Annotated in this window: 14 protein-coding genes; 7 read left to right on the forward strand and 7 right to left on the reverse strand. The window is 37.9% G+C overall.

From position 1 onward, the window contains the following. Positions 1-9 precede the first annotated feature (9 nt). The gene (locus M1F97_RS03765) at positions 10-1,296 is read right to left on the reverse strand and encodes a peptidase U32 family protein (RefSeq protein ID WP_000169099.1); all 1,287 of its coding nucleotides are present in this window, start codon (positions 1,294-1,296) and stop codon (positions 10-12) included. A gap of 136 nt (positions 1,297-1,432) precedes the next feature. Then, entirely contained in the window at positions 1,433-2,131 is a 699-nt protein-coding gene (locus M1F97_RS03770) for a GntR family transcriptional regulator (RefSeq protein ID WP_084972290.1), read from the reverse strand. 140 nt (positions 2,132-2,271) lie between these two features. On the opposite strand from M1F97_RS03770, the gene guaA reads away from it, so the two are divergent. The 3 genes from guaA (at position 2,272) to M1F97_RS03785 (ending at position 7,278) form a co-directional block, all read left to right on the forward strand. Next, positions 2,272-3,834 (forward strand): glutamine-hydrolyzing GMP synthase, encoded by a 1,563-nt coding sequence (guaA, locus tag M1F97_RS03775; protein WP_000065696.1) that lies wholly within the window; start codon positions 2,272-2,274, stop codon positions 3,832-3,834. Between the two features lie 220 nt (positions 3,835-4,054). Beyond that, positions 4,055-6,070, forward strand: coding sequence for a hypothetical protein (locus tag M1F97_RS03780; protein ID WP_247944239.1), 2,016 nt, complete (start codon positions 4,055-4,057; stop codon positions 6,068-6,070). 50 nt (positions 6,071-6,120) lie between these two features. Continuing rightward, positions 6,121-7,278, forward strand: a complete 1,158-nt coding sequence (locus M1F97_RS03785) for a nucleotide-binding protein (protein WP_247944240.1) — start codon at positions 6,121-6,123, stop codon at positions 7,276-7,278. A gap of 87 nt (positions 7,279-7,365) precedes the next feature. On the opposite strand, the gene M1F97_RS03790 is transcribed toward M1F97_RS03785, so the two are convergent. Continuing rightward, a complete protein-coding gene (locus M1F97_RS03790) occupies positions 7,366-7,626 on the reverse strand; it encodes a hypothetical protein (RefSeq protein ID WP_000505233.1) in 261 nt (86 codons plus the stop codon). 535 nt (positions 7,627-8,161) lie between these two features. Here M1F97_RS03790 and M1F97_RS03795 point away from each other — a divergent pair. From M1F97_RS03795 to M1F97_RS03810, 4 genes are read left to right on the forward strand one after another with little or no spacing between them, the layout of a single operon-like run. Continuing rightward, positions 8,162-8,935 carry an ABC transporter ATP-binding protein gene (locus M1F97_RS03795; protein ID WP_125838742.1) on the forward strand — a complete coding sequence of 258 codons (774 nt, stop codon included), beginning with the start codon at positions 8,162-8,164 and terminating at the stop codon, positions 8,933-8,935. Next, positions 8,925-10,979, forward strand: coding sequence for an FtsX-like permease family protein (locus M1F97_RS03800; RefSeq protein WP_247944241.1), 2,055 nt, complete (start codon positions 8,925-8,927; stop codon positions 10,977-10,979). The genes M1F97_RS03795 and M1F97_RS03800 overlap by 11 nt, the downstream gene beginning before the upstream one ends. Before the next feature lie 32 nt (positions 10,980-11,011). Beyond that, on the forward strand, positions 11,012-11,695 hold the full coding sequence (locus M1F97_RS03805; protein WP_247944242.1) for a response regulator transcription factor: 684 nt from the start codon (positions 11,012-11,014) through the stop codon (positions 11,693-11,695). After that, entirely contained in the window at positions 11,685-12,683 is a 999-nt protein-coding gene (locus M1F97_RS03810) for a sensor histidine kinase (RefSeq protein ID WP_247944243.1), read from the forward strand. Before M1F97_RS03805 ends, M1F97_RS03810 begins: the two co-directional genes overlap by 11 nt. Before the next feature lie 80 nt (positions 12,684-12,763). On the opposite strand, the gene ffh is transcribed toward M1F97_RS03810, so the two are convergent. The 4 genes from ffh to M1F97_RS03830 form a co-directional block, all read right to left on the reverse strand. Next, entirely contained in the window at positions 12,764-14,335 is a 1,572-nt protein-coding gene (gene ffh, locus M1F97_RS03815; protein ID WP_247944244.1) for a signal recognition particle protein, read from the reverse strand. Positions 14,336-14,346: 11 nt separating this feature from the next. Continuing rightward, the gene (locus tag M1F97_RS03820) at positions 14,347-14,679 is read right to left on the reverse strand and encodes a putative DNA-binding protein (RefSeq protein ID WP_247944245.1); all 333 of its coding nucleotides are present in this window, start codon (positions 14,677-14,679) and stop codon (positions 14,347-14,349) included. Between the two features lie 162 nt (positions 14,680-14,841). Then, a complete protein-coding gene (tuf, locus tag M1F97_RS03825; protein WP_001040719.1) occupies positions 14,842-16,038 on the reverse strand; it encodes an elongation factor Tu in 1,197 nt (398 codons plus the stop codon). 238 nt (positions 16,039-16,276) lie between these two features. Next, positions 16,277-17,392 carry an AI-2E family transporter gene (locus M1F97_RS03830; protein ID WP_247944246.1) on the reverse strand — a complete coding sequence of 372 codons (1,116 nt, stop codon included), beginning with the start codon at positions 17,390-17,392 and terminating at the stop codon, positions 16,277-16,279. Between the last annotated feature and the right edge of the window lie 33 nt (positions 17,393-17,425).

Here is a 17,425-nt window from a genome sequence, read left to right on the forward strand (position 1 = left end):
TTTCCTTATCTAAGCACGAACTGTAACGCTTGTCCCGTCTTCCTTATAGAGATTGATAAGACCTTCCTTGAGAGCACGGACCATGTCGCCTGCCTGAACAGGTTGTGGAACCTTGATTGTCAAGAGTTCCATTGGATTTGGAGCGCGGTCGATTTTATTGCCTTTAGAATCATGAAGATCTTCGATATAGGTTTCAAAATGACGGAAACCTGGTCCGTAAAACTCAACTTGGTCACCTTCATTGATTACGTTCCGTTGACGAATGGTTGCTGTTTGGGTCGCATCATCATAAGAAACGACTTCAGCGACAAACTTGTACTCAGGAATCTTACGACGAGCGCCAAATAACTGCTCATTCTCAGACGGCGTACCATAGTAGAATCCTGTTGCCAATTCACGCTGGGCAACCTTCCACATCTCATCCACCAAGTCTTGCTTAATGGCCTCAAACTTTTCAGGGCTTTCAAGATAAGCATCCACAGCTGCCTTGTAACAGTTTGTTACTGTTGAAACATAGTGAATGGACTTCATACGACCTTCAATCTTCAGACTGTCTACACCATTTTCAATCATATCTGGAATATGGTCAATCATAGACATATCAACGGCAGACATCGAAAATTCTTCTGGAATCTCACCCTTAAGACTCTTACGTTCTTGACCAAAGGGCATATCGTAGAGGTCATATTTCCAACGGCAAGACTGAGAACAACCACCACGATTAGCATCACGCATACTCATGTGGTTTGAGAGCGTACAGCGTCCTGAATAGGAAATACACATGGCTCCATGGACAAAGGCCTCAATCTCAACGTCTGTACGTTTACGAATCTCTGCCAATTCTTCCATTGAAACTTCACGAGCCAGAACCACGCGAGTTAGACCAAGTTCTTTCCAGAACTCAAGAGTTTCATAGTTAGTGGCACTGGCTTGGGTAGAGAGGTGGATTTCAAGACCTGGTGCTTCTGTTGCTGCAATCATGATCAAGGCTGGATCTGATACGATTACGGCCGCAATCCCGATATCACGTAACTTACGGAACCACTCTCCAGCACCAGCTTCGTTTCCTTCATGCATAACCATGTTGGCAGCCACATAGACCTTAGCACCGTACTTAGCAGCGAACTGCACGCCTTCTTCCATCTGTTCAAAGGTAAAGTTTCCTGCACGGCTACGAAGACCATAGGCCTGTCCACCGATGAAGACTGCGTCCGCACCATATTGAACAGCTACTTTTAGCTTCTCTAAAGTCCCTGCAGGTGATAAAACCTCAGGACGTTTTAATGTTTTTGTCATTTTTTCTCCTATTTGCAATATAAAAGTTTGACGTTTTTCCTTCCCATTTTATAGTAAATAATGGATAAAATCAAGTCTAGACAGATTGTTTTGACAATTCTAATATTCTTAGAAACGAAAAACTAGTCTGCTGAGACTAGTTATTTTCAAGATAAAATTCAAAACGTTCACCCACATACTGACTCTTAACATATTCAAAAGCCGTCCCATCATCGAGATAGGAAACCTGAGTCAATGCCAGAATCGCATGCCCTTTTTCGACTTCTAAGTAATGGGCAATCTTTTCCTTAGCCAATCTCGCATAAATGGTCTGTTGGGATTTGCCAATCCGGTAGCCATGTTGCTGCAAGGTTTGGAAGAAATGACTAGTGATTTCTTCTTTTTTGAAATCCTTAATAAATTTCTCAGGAATGGATGCGACTTCATAGACTAGCGGAACTTGGTCAGCGTAACGTACCCGTTCCATGCGGATAATATTCTCTGTCGGAGTAATCCCTAGCTTTGCGACCTCTTGCTCATTTGGAATGGTTCTTCTGTAAGAAATGAGCTGGCTAGAAGGGACCTTCCCTTGAGATTTAACAATCTCCGTAAAACTGGTTGTTCCTCGCATTTTTTCTTGGACACGAGTGCTAGAGACAAAGGTTCCACTTCCTACACGACGCTCCAAAACTCCTTCCTCGACCAAGAGAGAGATAGCTTGGCGTAATGTCATCCGGCTAACTTGAAACTGTTCAGCTAAATCTCGCTCACTTGGAAGTCTCTCCCCGATTTTCCAATGATGCTCATCTATATCCTTCTTGATCTGATCGTGGATTTTCATATAAGCTGGTAACATGATTCTCACTTCTTTTCTTTATTTTCTCCATTGTACCGTATTTGCTAAGAAAAAGTCAAACTTTGCCTTGTTTAGTTGGTAATTCGCCCCTATTTGTGATAGAATATTGAAAAAGATATTTCTTTTGAGAAAGGAAAAAGATGAGCAACATTTCAACTGATTTGCAAGATGTCGAAAAAATCATCGTGCTGGACTATGGTAGCCAATACAACCAGCTGATTTCACGCCGTATCCGTGAGATCGGTGTTTTTTCAGAGCTAAAAAGTCACAAAATCTCAGCCGCAGAGGTTCGTGCGATAAACCCTGTAGGAATTATCCTCTCTGGTGGACCAAACTCTGTATATGAAGATGGTTCATTTGATATTGACCCAGAAATTTTTGAACTTGGTATTCCAATTTTGGGAATCTGCTACGGTATGCAACTTTTAACTCATAAACTTGGAGGAAAAGTTGTCCCTGCGGGTGATGCTGGTAACCGTGAGTATGGCCAATCACCACTTACCCATACCACTTCTGCCCTCTTTGAAGGGACTCCTGAAGAACAGATTGTTTTGATGAGCCATGGCGATGCTGTTACAGAGATTCCAGCTGATTTCGTTCGTACTGGAACTTCTGCTGACTGTCCTTATGCAGCTATTGAAAACCCTGATAAGCACATCTATGGTATCCAATTCCACCCAGAAGTTCGCCATTCTGTATACGGGAATGATATCCTTCGCAACTTTGCCCTTAAAATCTGTAAAGCTAAAGGTGACTGGTCAATGGACAACTTTATCGATATGCAGATCAAGAAAATCCGTGAAACTGTAGGTGACAAGCGCGTTCTTCTCGGCCTATCAGGTGGTGTTGACTCTTCTGTTGTTGGAGTTCTTCTTCAAAAAGCAATCGGTGATCAATTAATCTGTATCTTTGTAGACCACGGTCTTCTTCGTAAGGGAGAGGCTGACCAAGTTATGGACATGCTTGGTGGTAAGTTTGGTTTGAATATTGTCAAAGCTGATGCTTCAAAACGCTTCCTTGATAAACTTGCCGGCGTTTCTGACCCTGAACAAAAACGTAAAATCATCGGTAACGAGTTTGTTTATGTCTTTGATGACGAAGCAAGCAAGCTCAAAGATGTAAAATTCCTTGCTCAGGGAACGCTTTACACTGACGTGATTGAGTCTGGTACAGATACTGCTCAAACCATCAAATCACACCACAATGTTGGTGGTCTTCCAGAAGACATGCAGTTTGAACTCATCGAACCACTCAACACTCTTTACAAGGACGAAGTTCGTGCCCTTGGTACAGAGCTTGGTATGCCAGACCACATCGTATGGCGCCAACCATTCCCAGGACCAGGGCTTGCTATCCGTGTCATGGGCGAAATCACTGAGGAAAAACTTGAAACTGTTCGTGAGTCGGATGCCATCCTTCGTGAAGAAATTGCTAAAGCAGGTCTTGACCGTGATATCTGGCAATACTTCACTGTCAACACAGGCGTTCGTTCAGTTGGTGTTATGGGTGATGGTCGTACTTATGACTACACCATCGCCATTCGTGCGATTACTTCTATCGATGGTATGACTGCTGACTTTGCCAAAATTCCTTGGGAAGTCCTTCAAAAAATCTCTGTACGTATCGTAAACGAAGTAGACCACGTTAACCGCATCGTCTACGACATTACAAGTAAGCCACCTGCAACCGTTGAGTGGGAATAATGGAGAGGCTTGATTTACCTTCAAAATAGCGATTCTACAGCAGTTTAGCAGGAACAAAATAGTCTAAAAAGGGTGTATCTTCGTTTGATTCCCCCCTAAATCCCCCCGAAAAGTTAGTTAAAAATTTTTTTGACCAACATTTTTGGAGGGATTTTTATAATAAAAAGTACAAAGTATTTTTATAGCACGTAATTTTATTTTTCAAATGTAAAAAATATATATGATTTCTAGAGTAAAATTTTATGATGTAAATGACTTATCTATCGGTTTCTATTTTCCAAGAATTCAAGAAATTTTAGATGCTTATTTATCGAATTCTTATAGCCTAAATTCTTTTTTGGAAGCCCTTGAATTTTATAATATTATCAAATTCATAGAAAATGAGGTTTTTTCAATTGACTGGTCGCTAAGCTATATTGAAGAAATAAAGAAATCTCTTCCTTCGATGATTCAACTACAAAATAATTATTTTGGTTCTGCTCCGAAAGATGAGATTTTAAATAACATAAAACTTCTACAAAGCGAATATAACTATCGTGAAGACTTTTTTGAGATATTTACATTATTTAACTATGGTCAAAAAATTAGTGAAGTAGAGTTTGTGCAATATTTTATAGAATCCAATCTACATTTATGTCATCTCTTAAAAAATACCTATTTTCTAAAAAAGTATCCTACTTTCATTAAGCAATTTTTTCTGAGTTCACCCTCTCATCTTGAAATATTACTCGATAATTTTGTAGATTCAAATTCATGTAAAAATGTTATCCCAAGTAATATCACAAATTTAGAGTGGAATGATTTAATTGAAAAATATATTTGTGACCCCGATGTGAATATAAATTATTTAAAAATTTTAAGAAACCCTATAAAAGGTTTCGATAAGAATAGATACTTTCAACTTACAGATAAACAAAAACTGTTGATTGACAAAAAAATTCAAGAATTTAATTCTAGTTTTAATGATAAGGATTTTGGAATTCAAGTTGATATTAGAGTATATACAAAGAAGGAAGCGTACTATTACGCAATTAAAAAGAGTAGGGAGCTTCATATTGAGGGAATTGAAAAAGGTTTGTATAATCCTATTGCAGTCGCAACAGGTGGAGCTAGGCCAAAACAATATGAATATACATTATCAACTTTTATAGATAGTGCTAAACTTTTTGAAAAACATAATTTTCAAAATATATTAGACTATTTTTGTAAAGACTTTGAACTGAGCACAAGTGTTGGTACTTTTGCATTAGCAAGCTTTCCTCAATTAGAGATGGGGGCACTTGAAAGAACGTTAGGCATTTCGACTAGAAATCACTATAAATTTGGTTTTTACTTCTCAGTCAAGCATCAACTATACGTGATGAAACTGATTGCTTTATCAAAAATACTACAGAAATTCAGTCTAAGAATTGAAGATTTCATTACTTGGTTTTTCGATATTTTCCTGACTAATCAGTACGGTATTGATTGGATACATTTTGATGTGCCTTCAATTTCAGAAACAACGGGAAATAAAACAGCAACACTTTTTAGAATCGAAGAATCATTAAGAAAACAATACAAATTATTGAGTGAAGAAGGGCTTATTGATGTAAATTTATATAATATTACTTCTACTCCTTCAATTGAATCTTTGCAGAGTTTTACTAAAAGAAAATACTTCTCAATGAATAATTCAGATAATAATATTCAACAGATTGTTAATTTATTATTCTCTGACCAAAGTCCTATTCATTTTATTAACGAGGAATACAAAGGAAGCAACTTTAAGGAATTAATTTCACAACAATGCTTGAGTTATGCAAATTTTCATGAATATCAAATAGATTACATAAAACTACTAATAGATGCTGGAATTTGCCAAAATGATACAGGTGTTATATCTTTTAAAGATATGTCCCAAATAAGTCTTTTAGAAAAAATATTCTTATATGGCTCTGTTAATAGTATATCTTTATCTGAATCTGAAAAACTCAGTGCTGATAGGATGCTTGATAATGGATGGTTAATATTTTCGGATACCTTATTTTCAATTCAAGAAATTAATTATTTGAATTTTGTCCTAAATAACAAATCATATGACAATAGCTGGGGAATCAGAAATAAGTATTTGCATGGAGTACCTATTTATGATTCTATTCAGCAATATGAGTATGAATATCATCTCATTCTGCTCATATTAATTTTCTATATTATCAAAATAAATGAGGAACTCAAACATCGTAGTTATTGCTAACCAAATTCATTCACAAATAATATTCTACTGATTAACTATCGGAGCTTTTTATGACTACAATATTCTTTTCATGGCAATCTGACTTACCGAATAAAACAAATAGAAATTTAATTGAGAATTCTATAAAATTAGCATTGAAAAAAATGAACCAAGATTCTCCGTACTCTCTTATCACTGAAATTGACAGAGATACAAAAGGTGTTCTAGGTAGTCCAGATATTGTTGATTCAATATTAACCAAAATTGATAAGTGTGGCCTATTTATAGCAGATATATCAATTATAAACAGTAGTTTAAATGGTAAAAGAACTCCTAACCCTAACGTATTATTTGAATTAGGATATGCAGTAAAGTGTCTAGGGTGGGATAGAGTTATTTGTGTGTTCAATTCTGATTTTGGCGATGTTTCAGAACTACCTTTCGATTTACGTAATAGACGAATTCTAACTTATGAAACATCCAATATTTCCGAAACAAGGAAAAAGTTAGCTGATATATTTAAACAAATAATTGATAAGAATTACTATACTTTAGAACAAGTCCAAGAAGTTAGTGACTTTTATAGTATAAAAATCTATTCATGCTTTATTAATATCATATCAAGAATTATAAAGGTTTTATATGGAAGTGAAACTGTCTGCTCTTTTGAAGCAATTACTAATGTTTTAAATATGACTCCTACAGAAATAAATAGACTACTTTCGCGTGAATTGCTGGGTTTTAACTTATTTACAAGCTATGACGAGCAAATTAAAATATTAACACACGAGTTAGATAGAATCACCTCTATTAATATGTTTAACACAAACCTGTATGTACCCATTATTAAATTAATTAAGGAATTAAAATCCCATAATCTTTTTATTAATAGAGAACATTTTTTTGAAAATTTTAAAGTAAATACACCCATTATGAATGACTATAGTATCATTCATAATAGTGATAATAACGAAATTCCAAATAGATATGCTCTAGGAAAGAAAATTGATGCCAATAGAGCAAAAATCGTAGATTTCACCGATATTAAACGAACTGACCATGTTAAATTTGCTTTAACTCACTTCTGTTTAGATGTAAATACATATAACGTTTACTATAATCATTATGTTTGTATTCTTAAATATATCAATGAGTTTATTAGTAATAATGATGGGAAATTTTTAATTGACAATACAGAAATATTAATAAAAAATGCAAAAAAACTGTAATTAGATGATTAATATAAAATATTACTTACAAACTTACAAGAATAGAGCCTGATAGATTACATATCAAGCTCTATTTTTTGGTTTATTCTATTTACTTAATGTTACTGTTTCACCACTATCTCCTGCTAAATCAGGCATTGTTACAGAATCTCCAGAAACTGAATATTTCAGTTCAGTACCATTGTTATCACTGATAATCTGTTTGTCTGTATCAATAGCTACTTTCTCGGAATAGAGGTACTTCACATTATTGCCTCTCTCTGAAAGGAGATTGATATTAAATATGTTTTCATCACCACTTACTTTTAGTTCGTAATGCAATGTCAATTCTTCGTCTTCGAATCCCATTTCAGAATCATCAATACCGCTTTTTTCGTATGAACATGTTCCTGATAGCTGACTATCATTAGTACTTGTACAGTGGTGCTGATAAAGAGATAGCTCAACTACTTACAAATGCAATTACCATACAAACCGCATCAGAAACAAGAGTAAAATTTAATTGAAATCAACATATGAAAAAATCAATCCCCCCGAAAAATCCCCCCATTGAAGTATATAACCCTTCTAAACCCTTGATTTACAAGGGATAGGGATATACCAGTCTCAATTGAGTGGAAGTAGAGTTTCCTATAAAATAAAAAATAATACTGCTGGAGCATGGACTACAGTGGTATTATTTTTTATAATTTCAATATTAGGAAAATTTCTCGGCTCTCAACTCCTCTTTTTAAATCCCTAAAACCATGCTATAATATAATAAGTATAGCTAAAATAATCTGACTATAAATGTCAGCGATAAAGATTTCTGACATCATCCGTAAGTGTTATTCTACTCTGATTCATACTATAATGAAAGTAACAAAAGATGGAGGTGTTTCACATGGAAACAATTTTACGAGTAGAATCATTAACAAAGCATTATGGAAAAGAGCCGAATATCACCAAGGCCTTGAACGGCATATCTTTTCAAGTTGTCAAAGGTGAGTTCTTAGGGATTATGGGGAGCAGTGGATCTGGAAAAACAACCCTTCTTAACTGTCTCGCCACTATCATCAAGCCAACTGACGGGTCCATTCAAATGCAAGAAAAGGATTTAAGTCAGTTAAAAGGTAGTCAGTTAGCTGATTATCGGGGTAAGGAAATTGGTTACCTCTTTCAGAATTTTGAGCTTTTGGACAATCTGACAGCCAAAGAAAATATTTTACTTCCCTTGTCTTTGCACAAGGTCGATGCCAACGAAAGCAAGGTTCGGTTAGAATTGCTTTCCCAATATCTGGATATTTCTGAACTTCTGGATAAGTTCCCATCTCAATTATCGGGTGGTCAACGGCAAAGGGTAGCTGCTGCGCGTGCCTTGATTTTAGACCCTAAGATTGTATTTGCGGATGAGCCCACAGGTGCTTTGGATTCAAAAAATGCAACTATTTTGATGCAGAAATTATCCGAAATGAATCAAGTGGAAGAAACCACCATTCTCATGGTGACCCACGACTCCGTCGCTGCCAGCTTTTGCAACCGCATCTTGTTCATCCAAGACGGAAAACTATTCCATGAAATCCGACGCGATTATCCAAGAGAAAGTCAAGAAGATTTTTACCACAGAATACTAAAGGTCATGGCTGCACTGGCTGGAGGTGATGGCAATGTTTTCTAAATTAGTCTCAAGAAATAGCAAGAGAGATCGAAAGAATAATGGCTTGTACTTCAGTTCCATGATTCTTTCTATTATCTCCTTTTACATCATCCTTTCTTTGTCCCATCAAGATGTGATGATCTTTCTAAAACAAATAGAAAGTGACGCTGTAAATAAACTCTTTAGCATGATTCCTATTCTTTACGTAGCAACGCTCTTTATTCTCTTTTTTCTAGTATATTTTGCAAGTAGTATGCAGATGGAAAGGAGGAAACATGAATTTGGTGTCTATCTCACACTGGGAATGCGAAGAAGCAAACTGTTCTTGCTACTTCTGCTCGAGGATTTGAGAAACAGTATCCTTGCCCTTGGAATAGGCCTTCCTATTTCCATCTTGATTTCAGAACTAATCAGCCTAATAACCGCTAAAATTGTGGGACTAGGGATTATTGAACATCAATTTTCTCTATCTACCACAGCTATACTCTATACAGTCATCGGCTTCCTAGCCGTCAAATTAGCTGTCTTTGTCCTTTTAAGTGCAAAGACGGCCAATAAGGAAATCGGAAACCTGCTATCCTATTCTCCTTCTGGGATGAAAAAACTACTCCCCAAGGGTGTGTACCTTCTTGCTTCCGTCCTAGGGATTTTACTTCTTGGAACAGCCTATTACATGGGTATGAGTGGACGAGCTTGGAAGAGTGTCATAACCATGGGCATCACTGTTTTCTTGGGGACTCTAGGAACTATCCTCCTCTTCTTTGGTATGCGTTTATTTATAGACTTTTTGGTCAAGCTTGGAAACAATCGAAAACTTCATGCCTATAATTTTAGACAGATTCAGGAATTAGTTATCCAGCGCTCAACTATACTGGCCATCTGCTCCCTCTTAATCTTCTCTGCCTTGTGCCTCTTTGGAGCAGGTGTTGCTATTGCAAGTGGCAATTCAGGCAATCAAACCCACGTATTGGATTATACATTTAGAAATAGCAAGCAGGATACAGATGAAAATCTTGATGTAAATACAGTAAAAAAAGAGCTTGAAGCTGCTGGACTAGCATCACAGTTTTCAAAGATTCTGCAAATCAAAGTGGGCATGCCTAAAGAACACGAGTCCGTGTCCTTCGAAGAGATCATCAAGGAGTTGAAAAAGCAAAAAGGCAGCAAGAACAAGGAAATTTTGCTCCATAAATTTAAACAGTCTACTACTTCCCACCTCATACCAGTTTCCGAATACAATGAACTTAGAAAGGCTGCCAATCTCCCTCCTCTAGAATTAACTAGCAAGGAAGCCTACTTGTATATGGGGAAAGATTTTCTCCCGGATGAGAATCTCGTCAACTCTGTTCTGAAGACGAAGCCTCAAATCAAAGTCATGGGAAATGATGTAAAATTGATTGGAGAGGTGGAGTCTTTACCGATTGTAACGGATCGTGAAATCACCCTCTCTGTTGCCCTCATAGTCCCAGATGAAGTCTTTATGAACTATACAGACGGTCACTACTCGAACTATGTCAGCGGTATCTTGGCTCCTGAGCTGGTCAAAGAAAAAGGTCTGATGAGAGCTATCTCAGATACCAATGAAAAGCTAAATCAAGCCTCTCTTGGCTATGAAAGCTATATACAAAATATGGGAAGACAACTATTTTACATTATCTCTGCCAGCTATATCACTATCTATCTGGCTATCATCTTCCTTGTTGTGGCAAATACAATCATCGGCGTTCAATTTTTGATGGGTCAGAGACAATCCTACAGACGATACCAAACCTTGATTCATCTTGGAGCTAATTACGAAACTCTTTGTAAATCGTCAGAAAAGCAAGTCAACTGGTATTTCGGTCTGCCAATAGCCCTTGCACTTATCAGTAGTAGCTTCGGAGTGGGCTCCCTCCTCACAGGAATAGTACCAGCCAGTGCAAGAATGGTCATGGGGCAGAAATTTATCACAGCCATGCTGATAGTACTGCTTTTAGCAGGCTTCGAAGTCATCTATATTAGAATTGTAAAGAAAAATAGCAACAAGTACTTATTGTGCTTAATGGAACCCAAAAGAGATGAATAAGGTAGAATAAATTAGGAAAAGGAGGAACCGATATGAAGCATATTCTGGTTATTGAAGATGAGGCCTTGATTCGAGATGAAATTGTCATCTTGTTAGAGAAAGCGGGTTATCAGGTTGATAAGTTGACTGACTTCAAAGATACAACCCAGCAAGTGCTGCAATACGATACGGATCTAATCATACTGGATTTGAATTTGCCAGGAGAAACAGGTTTTCAAATTTGTAAAAATCTCAAGTCAAAACGCTCTGTGCCCATATTGGTTCTCACTTCCCGTGAACAATTAAAAGATGAGATTTATGCCCTAAAATTAGGGGCTGATGAGTACCTAACAAAGCCTTTCAAGAAAGAAAGATTCTTGGCTCGTATAGAAAACATCTTGAAACGCTATGAAGGTAGGCAAAATCTACTTGAAAAAGATAATTTCCTGCTGGATCGAAATACCTATACCCTTTATATCAACGGACATTCGATTTTACTCCCTCAAAATCAAGGGAAATTATTAGAAACCTTATTAGTGGCAACTGATTCTGTCGTCACAAAAGAAGAGCTAAGCATGAAACTGTGGAATACAACTGAGTTCATCGATGAAAATGCTCTTCAAGTAAATATTGCAAGGCTCAAAAAGGTGATGAAACAGGCTGGCATTGCACTTCAGATCAAGTCCGTCAGAGGTATTGGGTACAAGCTAGAAGAGGTAAGTCCAGATGAAACATAATCTAAAATATCTATCTACTTACCTACCTTGGTTACTTGTTCTCTTAGCATTTGATCTATTTACAGCTGTCCTGCTTTGGCTTTCAGATGTGAGAATGTTTCAAGCCCTCATCTTACTCTATATTTTAGCTACCGTCCTGCTCTTTTTCATCCTATCATTCTTACTTATAAGAAAAGAAAGAAAAAAATCCGCTGCCTATAAAGCCTTTATAGCCAATCCCAAGACGGATACTGAGCTTGAATTATTGCATTTATCAAGTGCCTCAGAGAAAGAAAGCATTGAACAAATGGCAGATACACTTTATCAAAAGCAGACTGAAATAGGAAAGCTCAACTCATTACTAGCCGAGTACGAGGACTATGTTGAAAAATGGGCACATGAGATTAAACTCCCTCTATCGCTTCTTTCCCTCCTTTTGGACAACCAAAGCGACCAACTGCCGAAGGATACAGCATTTAAGTTGGACTATGTGAAAAATCAAATTCAAGGAAATGTATCACAAATCCTATTCTACTATAGGGTGAAAAGTGAGAAAAATGATTTTCTATTTGATGACCTTGACCTAAAAGAATGTATCCAAGATCTTTTGGAAAACTTTGATCCCTTGCTCAAAGAAAAGAATTTTACGATTCAGCTAGAAAATATACAAGGAACTTGCTACACTGATCAACGCAGTTTTGAATTTATCCTCTCCCAAATCCTCGCCAACGCCCTTAAATACAGCTCTGACAAGCCCAAACTCAGCATTTCTATGTCAAAAGACAAGGGACGCACAAGTCTGATTATTAGGGATAATGGCTGCGGAGTTAAAGCTTGCGACCTCCCTCATATCTTTGAAAAAGGCTTTACAGGTGATTCAGGAGAGACAAGGAAAAAATCAACAGGCATGGGTCTCTATCTGGTCAAACAATTAGCAGATGCTTTAAAAATCGAAATCACAGTAAAATCCGAATGGATGCAAGGATTTGAGATCACCCTTTCTATTTAGTAATTTTTGATTAAGAAAATTACCTAATCATAGAAAGTACATATTTTATATAAAAAAGGAAAGCACTTCTGCTTCCCTTTTTATTTGCGTTTTTTCTTAGCTTTTTTCATCTTGTTGGCCATACGTTTCATAGACTGTTTCATGGCAAATTCACCGATTTTACCTTTAAGTCCGCCACCAAACATCTGGCTCATATCTGGCATTCCAGCTCCTCCAAGAGCTGACATATCTGGCATGCCACCTTGTCCCATCATTCCTTCAAGGGCAGACATATCCATCCCGCCCATATTTGGCATATTTTTAGGGAGGTTATTTGGATTGATGCCCATTTGTTTCATCATCTTGTTCATATCACCAGACATGACCCCTTGCATGAGCTGTTTGGCCTGATTAAAGTCCTTGATGAATTTATTGACTTCGACAAAGGTATTTCCAGAACCTGCAGCGATACGACGGCGACGACTTGGATTTAACAAATCAGGATTTTCACGTTCCTCAGGAGTCATCGAAGATACGATGGCACGTTTACGAGCAATCTGGCGCTCATCCACCTTCATATTTTGAAGGGCTGGATTGTTAGCCATACCTGGAATCATCTTAAGCAAATCTTCCATTGGCCCCATGTTTTGCACCTGATCCAATTGATCGATGAAATCATTGAAATCAAAGGTGTTTTCACGCATCTTCTCAGCCATTTCAAGGGCTTTTTGCTCATCGTATTCCTGAGAAGCTTTCTCAATCAAAGTGAGCATATCCCCCATACCAAGGATACGGCTAGATATACGGTCTGGGTGGAAGGTTTCAATATCCGTGATCTTTTCACCCGTACCAGTGAACTTGATAGGTTTACCAGTGATATGGCGAACGGACAAAGCAGCACCGCCACGAGTATCCCCATCAATCTTGGTAAGGATGACCCCAGTCACTTCTAACTGAGCATTAAACTCACGGGCAACATTGGCTGCTTCTTGACCAATCATGGCATCAACTACGAGCAGAATTTCGTTTGGTTGAGCCAAGGCTTTTACGTCACGAAGCTCATTCATGAGGAGTTCGTCAATCTGCAAACGCCCTGCCGTATCAATCAAGACATAGTCGTTGTGATTGGCCTTCGCTTGCTCCAAACCTTGGCGAACAATCTCAACAGCTGGTACTTCTGTTCCAAGTGCAAAGACAGGAACATCAATTTGCTGTCCAAGTGTTTTCAACTGATCAATGGCAGCTGGACGATAAATATCCGCCGCAATCATCAAAGGACGTGCATTTTCTTCCTTCTTGAGTTTGTTAGCCAGCTTACCAGCAAAGGTTGTTTTACCAGCCCCCTGCAAACCGACCATCATGATAATCGTAGGAATCTTAGGTGACTTGATAATTTCTGCCGTATCAGAACCTAAAACAGCTGTCAGTTCCTCGTCAACGATTTTGATAATCTGTTGGGCATGATTGAGGGTATCAATGACCTCATGTCCGACAGCACGTTCACGAACCTTCTTGATAAAGTCCTTTACAACAGGCAAGGCAACGTCGGCTTCAAGCAAGGCCAAACGAATCTCTTTAGTCGCTTCTTGGACATCAGCCTCAGAGATTTTTCCTTTTTTACGTAGATTTTTAAAGACGTTCTGCAAACGTTCTGTTAAACTTTCAAATGCCATTTTTCTTCCTCTTATTCTCTATTATCAATGCTTGTTAAAATTTCTATCTGCGCCTGTAGAAATTCATCCTTGGGATAACGCTCCAAGATCTGGTCAAAAATCTGACCGCGAACAATGTAGTCCGAATACATGTGCAGTTTCATCTCATAATCTTCTAGAATCTTTTCCGTCCGCTTGATATTATCATAGACAGCCTGACGACTGACACCGAACTCTTCAGCAATCTCCGCAAGACTGTAATCATCTGCATAGTAGAGTTCAATATAATTCATCTGCTTATCTGTCAAAAGCGCAGCATAAAATTCAAAAAGCGCATTCATGCGATTGGTTTTTTCGATTTCCATAACTTTTATTATACCAAAAAAACGATTATACTGCTAGAGTAGAATCACTTCAAATAGAGGTAGAATCACTTCAAATGGAGCAAGAACAAAAAAAGAACCTTGCAAAGCAAGATTCTTTTAGTGTCTGACTTAAATAATTGTTCTTCTGGGAACTAAATCGAATTAAGCTTCGATTTCTGTAACCATACCTGAACCAACAGTACGTCCACCCTCACGGATAGAGAATGTAGTACCTTGTTCTACGGCGATTGGGTGGATCAACTCAACGTCGATAGTCACGTTATCACCAGGCATTACCATTTCAGTACCTGCTGGAAGTTCGATTGAACCTGTAACGTCAGTAGTACGGAAGTAGAATTGTGGACGGTAGTTGTTGAAGAATGGAGTGTGACGTCCACCTTCTTCTTTAGTAAGGATGTAAACTTCACCTTTGAATTTAGTGTGTGGGTTGATTGAACCTGGTTTAGCGATAACTTGTCCACGTTCGATTTCGTCACGTTGAACACCACGAAGAAGGACACCTACGTTGTCTCCTGCAAGACCTTCGTCAAGTTGTTTACGGAACATTTCAACACCAGTAACAACTGCTTTTTGAGTTTCTTCTTTGATACCAACGATTTCGATTTCGTCGTTGACACGAACAGTACCACGGTCGATACGTCCTGAAGCAACTGTACCACGTCCAGTGATTGAGAATACGTCTTCGACTGGAAGAAGCAATGGTTTGTCTGTGTCACGTTCTGGTTCTGGGATGTACTCATCAACAGTGTTCATCAATTCCATGATGATGTCTTCGTACTTAGAGTCACCTTCAAGAGCTTTAAGAGCTGAACCTTGGATAACTGGAAGATCGTCACCTGGGAAGTCGTATTCTGACAAGAGGTCACGGATTTCCATTTCAACCAATTCAAGCAATTCTTCGTCGTCTACCAAGTCGATTTTGTTCATGAAGACGATAAGGTGTTTAACACCAACCTGACGTGAAAGAAGGATGTGCTCACGAGTTTGTGGCATTGGTCCGTCAGTTGAAGCTACTACAAGGATAGCTCCGTCCATTTGAGCGGCACCAGTGATCATGTTTTTAACGTAGTCCGCGTGTCCTGGAGCGTCGATGTGAGCGTAGTGACGTTTTTCAGTTTCGTACTCAACGTGTGCAGTGTTGATAGTGATACCGCGTTCGCGTTCTTCTGGAGCAGCATCGATAGACGCATAGTCTTTAGGTTGGTTAACTGCTGAAGGCAAGCGACGTGCCAATACAGTTGTGATAGCTGCAGTTAGGGTAGTTTTACCGTGGTCAACGTGTCCGATAGTACCAATGTTAACGTGTGGTTTACTACGATCGTATTTTTCTTTTGCCATTTGAGTAAAAGCCTCCAATAAAATATATTTTATAGATAGACAGTAGGCAATACAGTCTAACTTTCCTTACTATTTTATCAAATTTCAGCTAAATTGCAAGTGTTTTACACACATTTTGTGAATTATTCTAAATCTCACACTTTCCCATTCTTTTCCTTTTCCAACGGATTCATTTTAAACACTTTTGACCAGACTAACCTCAAGTCTTTTTATCAAAAAAATCAGGTCTCCCTGATTTTTAGATTGATTCTGATTTTTCCAGTCCTTTTTCTTTGGCTTCTTTATGATTTTCATATAATTTCGCCAAGAACTTAGTAATTTCTTTTAGGATAGAATAAGTTGGCACTGCTACAATCATTCCGATAACACCGTAAATATTGCTAGATAGCAAGAGAAGAACCAGAATGGTAATTGGATGAACCTTCAGAACCCCTCCAACGATACGAGGGTAGAGGATATTCCCATCCACTTGTTGGATAATCAGCATATAAATTACTGCTATGAGAACTCTGTGCGGATCAGTAAAGACATTGGCAATAATCATAGGAATCAGACCGATACTTGGTCCAACATAGGGAATCAGATTTGCCAAACCAGAAAAAATGGCAAAGACCAGAGCATATTTCAACCCTATCGTACTGTATCCAATATAGGCTAAACATCCGATAATGACAGCATCAATCGCAATTCCACTGATATAACGTGCGACAGTGGCGTTCAAATTCTTCAAGAGACTGGAGAAGTTTAATTTATCATGTTTTAGGACTGTTCGTTCCAACATCGGGAGGAACTTATGACCATCAAGCAAGAAATAAATCAAAAAGACTGGTGTCATAATGAGAATCAAAACTGTACTAAACAAGGCTGAAAGAACGCTACCTAAACTATTGCTCACACTGTTGAGAATGTTTTGCAAAATATCAACGTAAGATAAATTCAACTGTTGAATGGTTTTTTGAATATCAATATTTTGGAAGATTGGATTCATTGATAAATCATATATCAAATCTTGCAAGCGGCTATAGATATTCTGGCTAGAAATAATCAAGCTTGTCAACTGATTGATCAAAATCGGTAGCAAGTAGACTACCCCTACTACTATTGTACCAATCAAGGCACAAAGAGTGATGAGCACACCTATCAAACGATTGACTTTACATTTCTTTTCTAGAAATGTTACGATGGGATTTGTCAGGTAATAGAAAAATCCTCCGAGCAAAAATGGAATCATAATGGTATTAGCTACCATCACAAAAGGTGTGACAATCGCTCCCATCTCCCTCCAAAGGTAGAAAATAAGAGTTAATAGTAAAATTTCAGCTGTCCAAAAAAATAACTTGTTTCTACGGAACATAGGCGCCTCCTTCTTTTTATTTTACCATAATTC

It is taken from the genome of Streptococcus oralis (assembly GCF_023110435.1).
Lineage (GTDB): Bacteria > Bacillota > Bacilli > Lactobacillales > Streptococcaceae > Streptococcus > Streptococcus oralis_CF.

Excerpts from the sequence above, each read along its gene's own strand:
- guaA (WP_000065696.1), top strand. The coding sequence starts at position 2,272 with ATGAGCAACATTTCAACTGATTTGCAAGATGTCGAAAAAATCATCGTG.
- M1F97_RS03785 (WP_247944240.1), top strand. The coding sequence starts at position 6,121 with ATGACTACAATATTCTTTTCATGGCAATCTGACTTACCGAATAAAACA.
- M1F97_RS03780 (WP_247944239.1), top strand. The coding sequence starts at position 4,055 with ATGATTTCTAGAGTAAAATTTTATGATGTAAATGACTTATCTATCGGT.
- M1F97_RS03800 (WP_247944241.1), top strand. The coding sequence starts at position 8,925 with ATGTTTTCTAAATTAGTCTCAAGAAATAGCAAGAGAGATCGAAAGAAT.
- M1F97_RS03805 (WP_247944242.1), top strand. The coding sequence starts at position 11,012 with ATGAAGCATATTCTGGTTATTGAAGATGAGGCCTTGATTCGAGATGAA.
- M1F97_RS03770 (WP_084972290.1), bottom strand. The coding sequence starts at position 2,131 with ATGTTACCAGCTTATATGAAAATCCACGATCAGATCAAGAAGGATATA.
- ffh (WP_247944244.1), bottom strand. The coding sequence starts at position 14,335 with ATGGCATTTGAAAGTTTAACAGAACGTTTGCAGAACGTCTTTAAAAAT.
- M1F97_RS03795 (WP_125838742.1), top strand. The coding sequence starts at position 8,162 with ATGGAAACAATTTTACGAGTAGAATCATTAACAAAGCATTATGGAAAA.
- M1F97_RS03765 (WP_000169099.1), bottom strand. The coding sequence starts at position 1,296 with ATGACAAAAACATTAAAACGTCCTGAGGTTTTATCACCTGCAGGGACT.
- M1F97_RS03810 (WP_247944243.1), top strand. The coding sequence starts at position 11,685 with ATGAAACATAATCTAAAATATCTATCTACTTACCTACCTTGGTTACTT.
- M1F97_RS03820 (WP_247944245.1), bottom strand. The coding sequence starts at position 14,679 with ATGGAAATCGAAAAAACCAATCGCATGAATGCGCTTTTTGAATTTTAT.
- M1F97_RS03830 (WP_247944246.1), bottom strand. The coding sequence starts at position 17,392 with ATGTTCCGTAGAAACAAGTTATTTTTTTGGACAGCTGAAATTTTACTA.
- M1F97_RS03790 (WP_000505233.1), bottom strand. The coding sequence starts at position 7,626 with ATGGGATTCGAAGACGAAGAATTGACATTGCATTACGAACTAAAAGTA.
- tuf (WP_001040719.1), bottom strand. The coding sequence starts at position 16,038 with ATGGCAAAAGAAAAATACGATCGTAGTAAACCACACGTTAACATTGGT.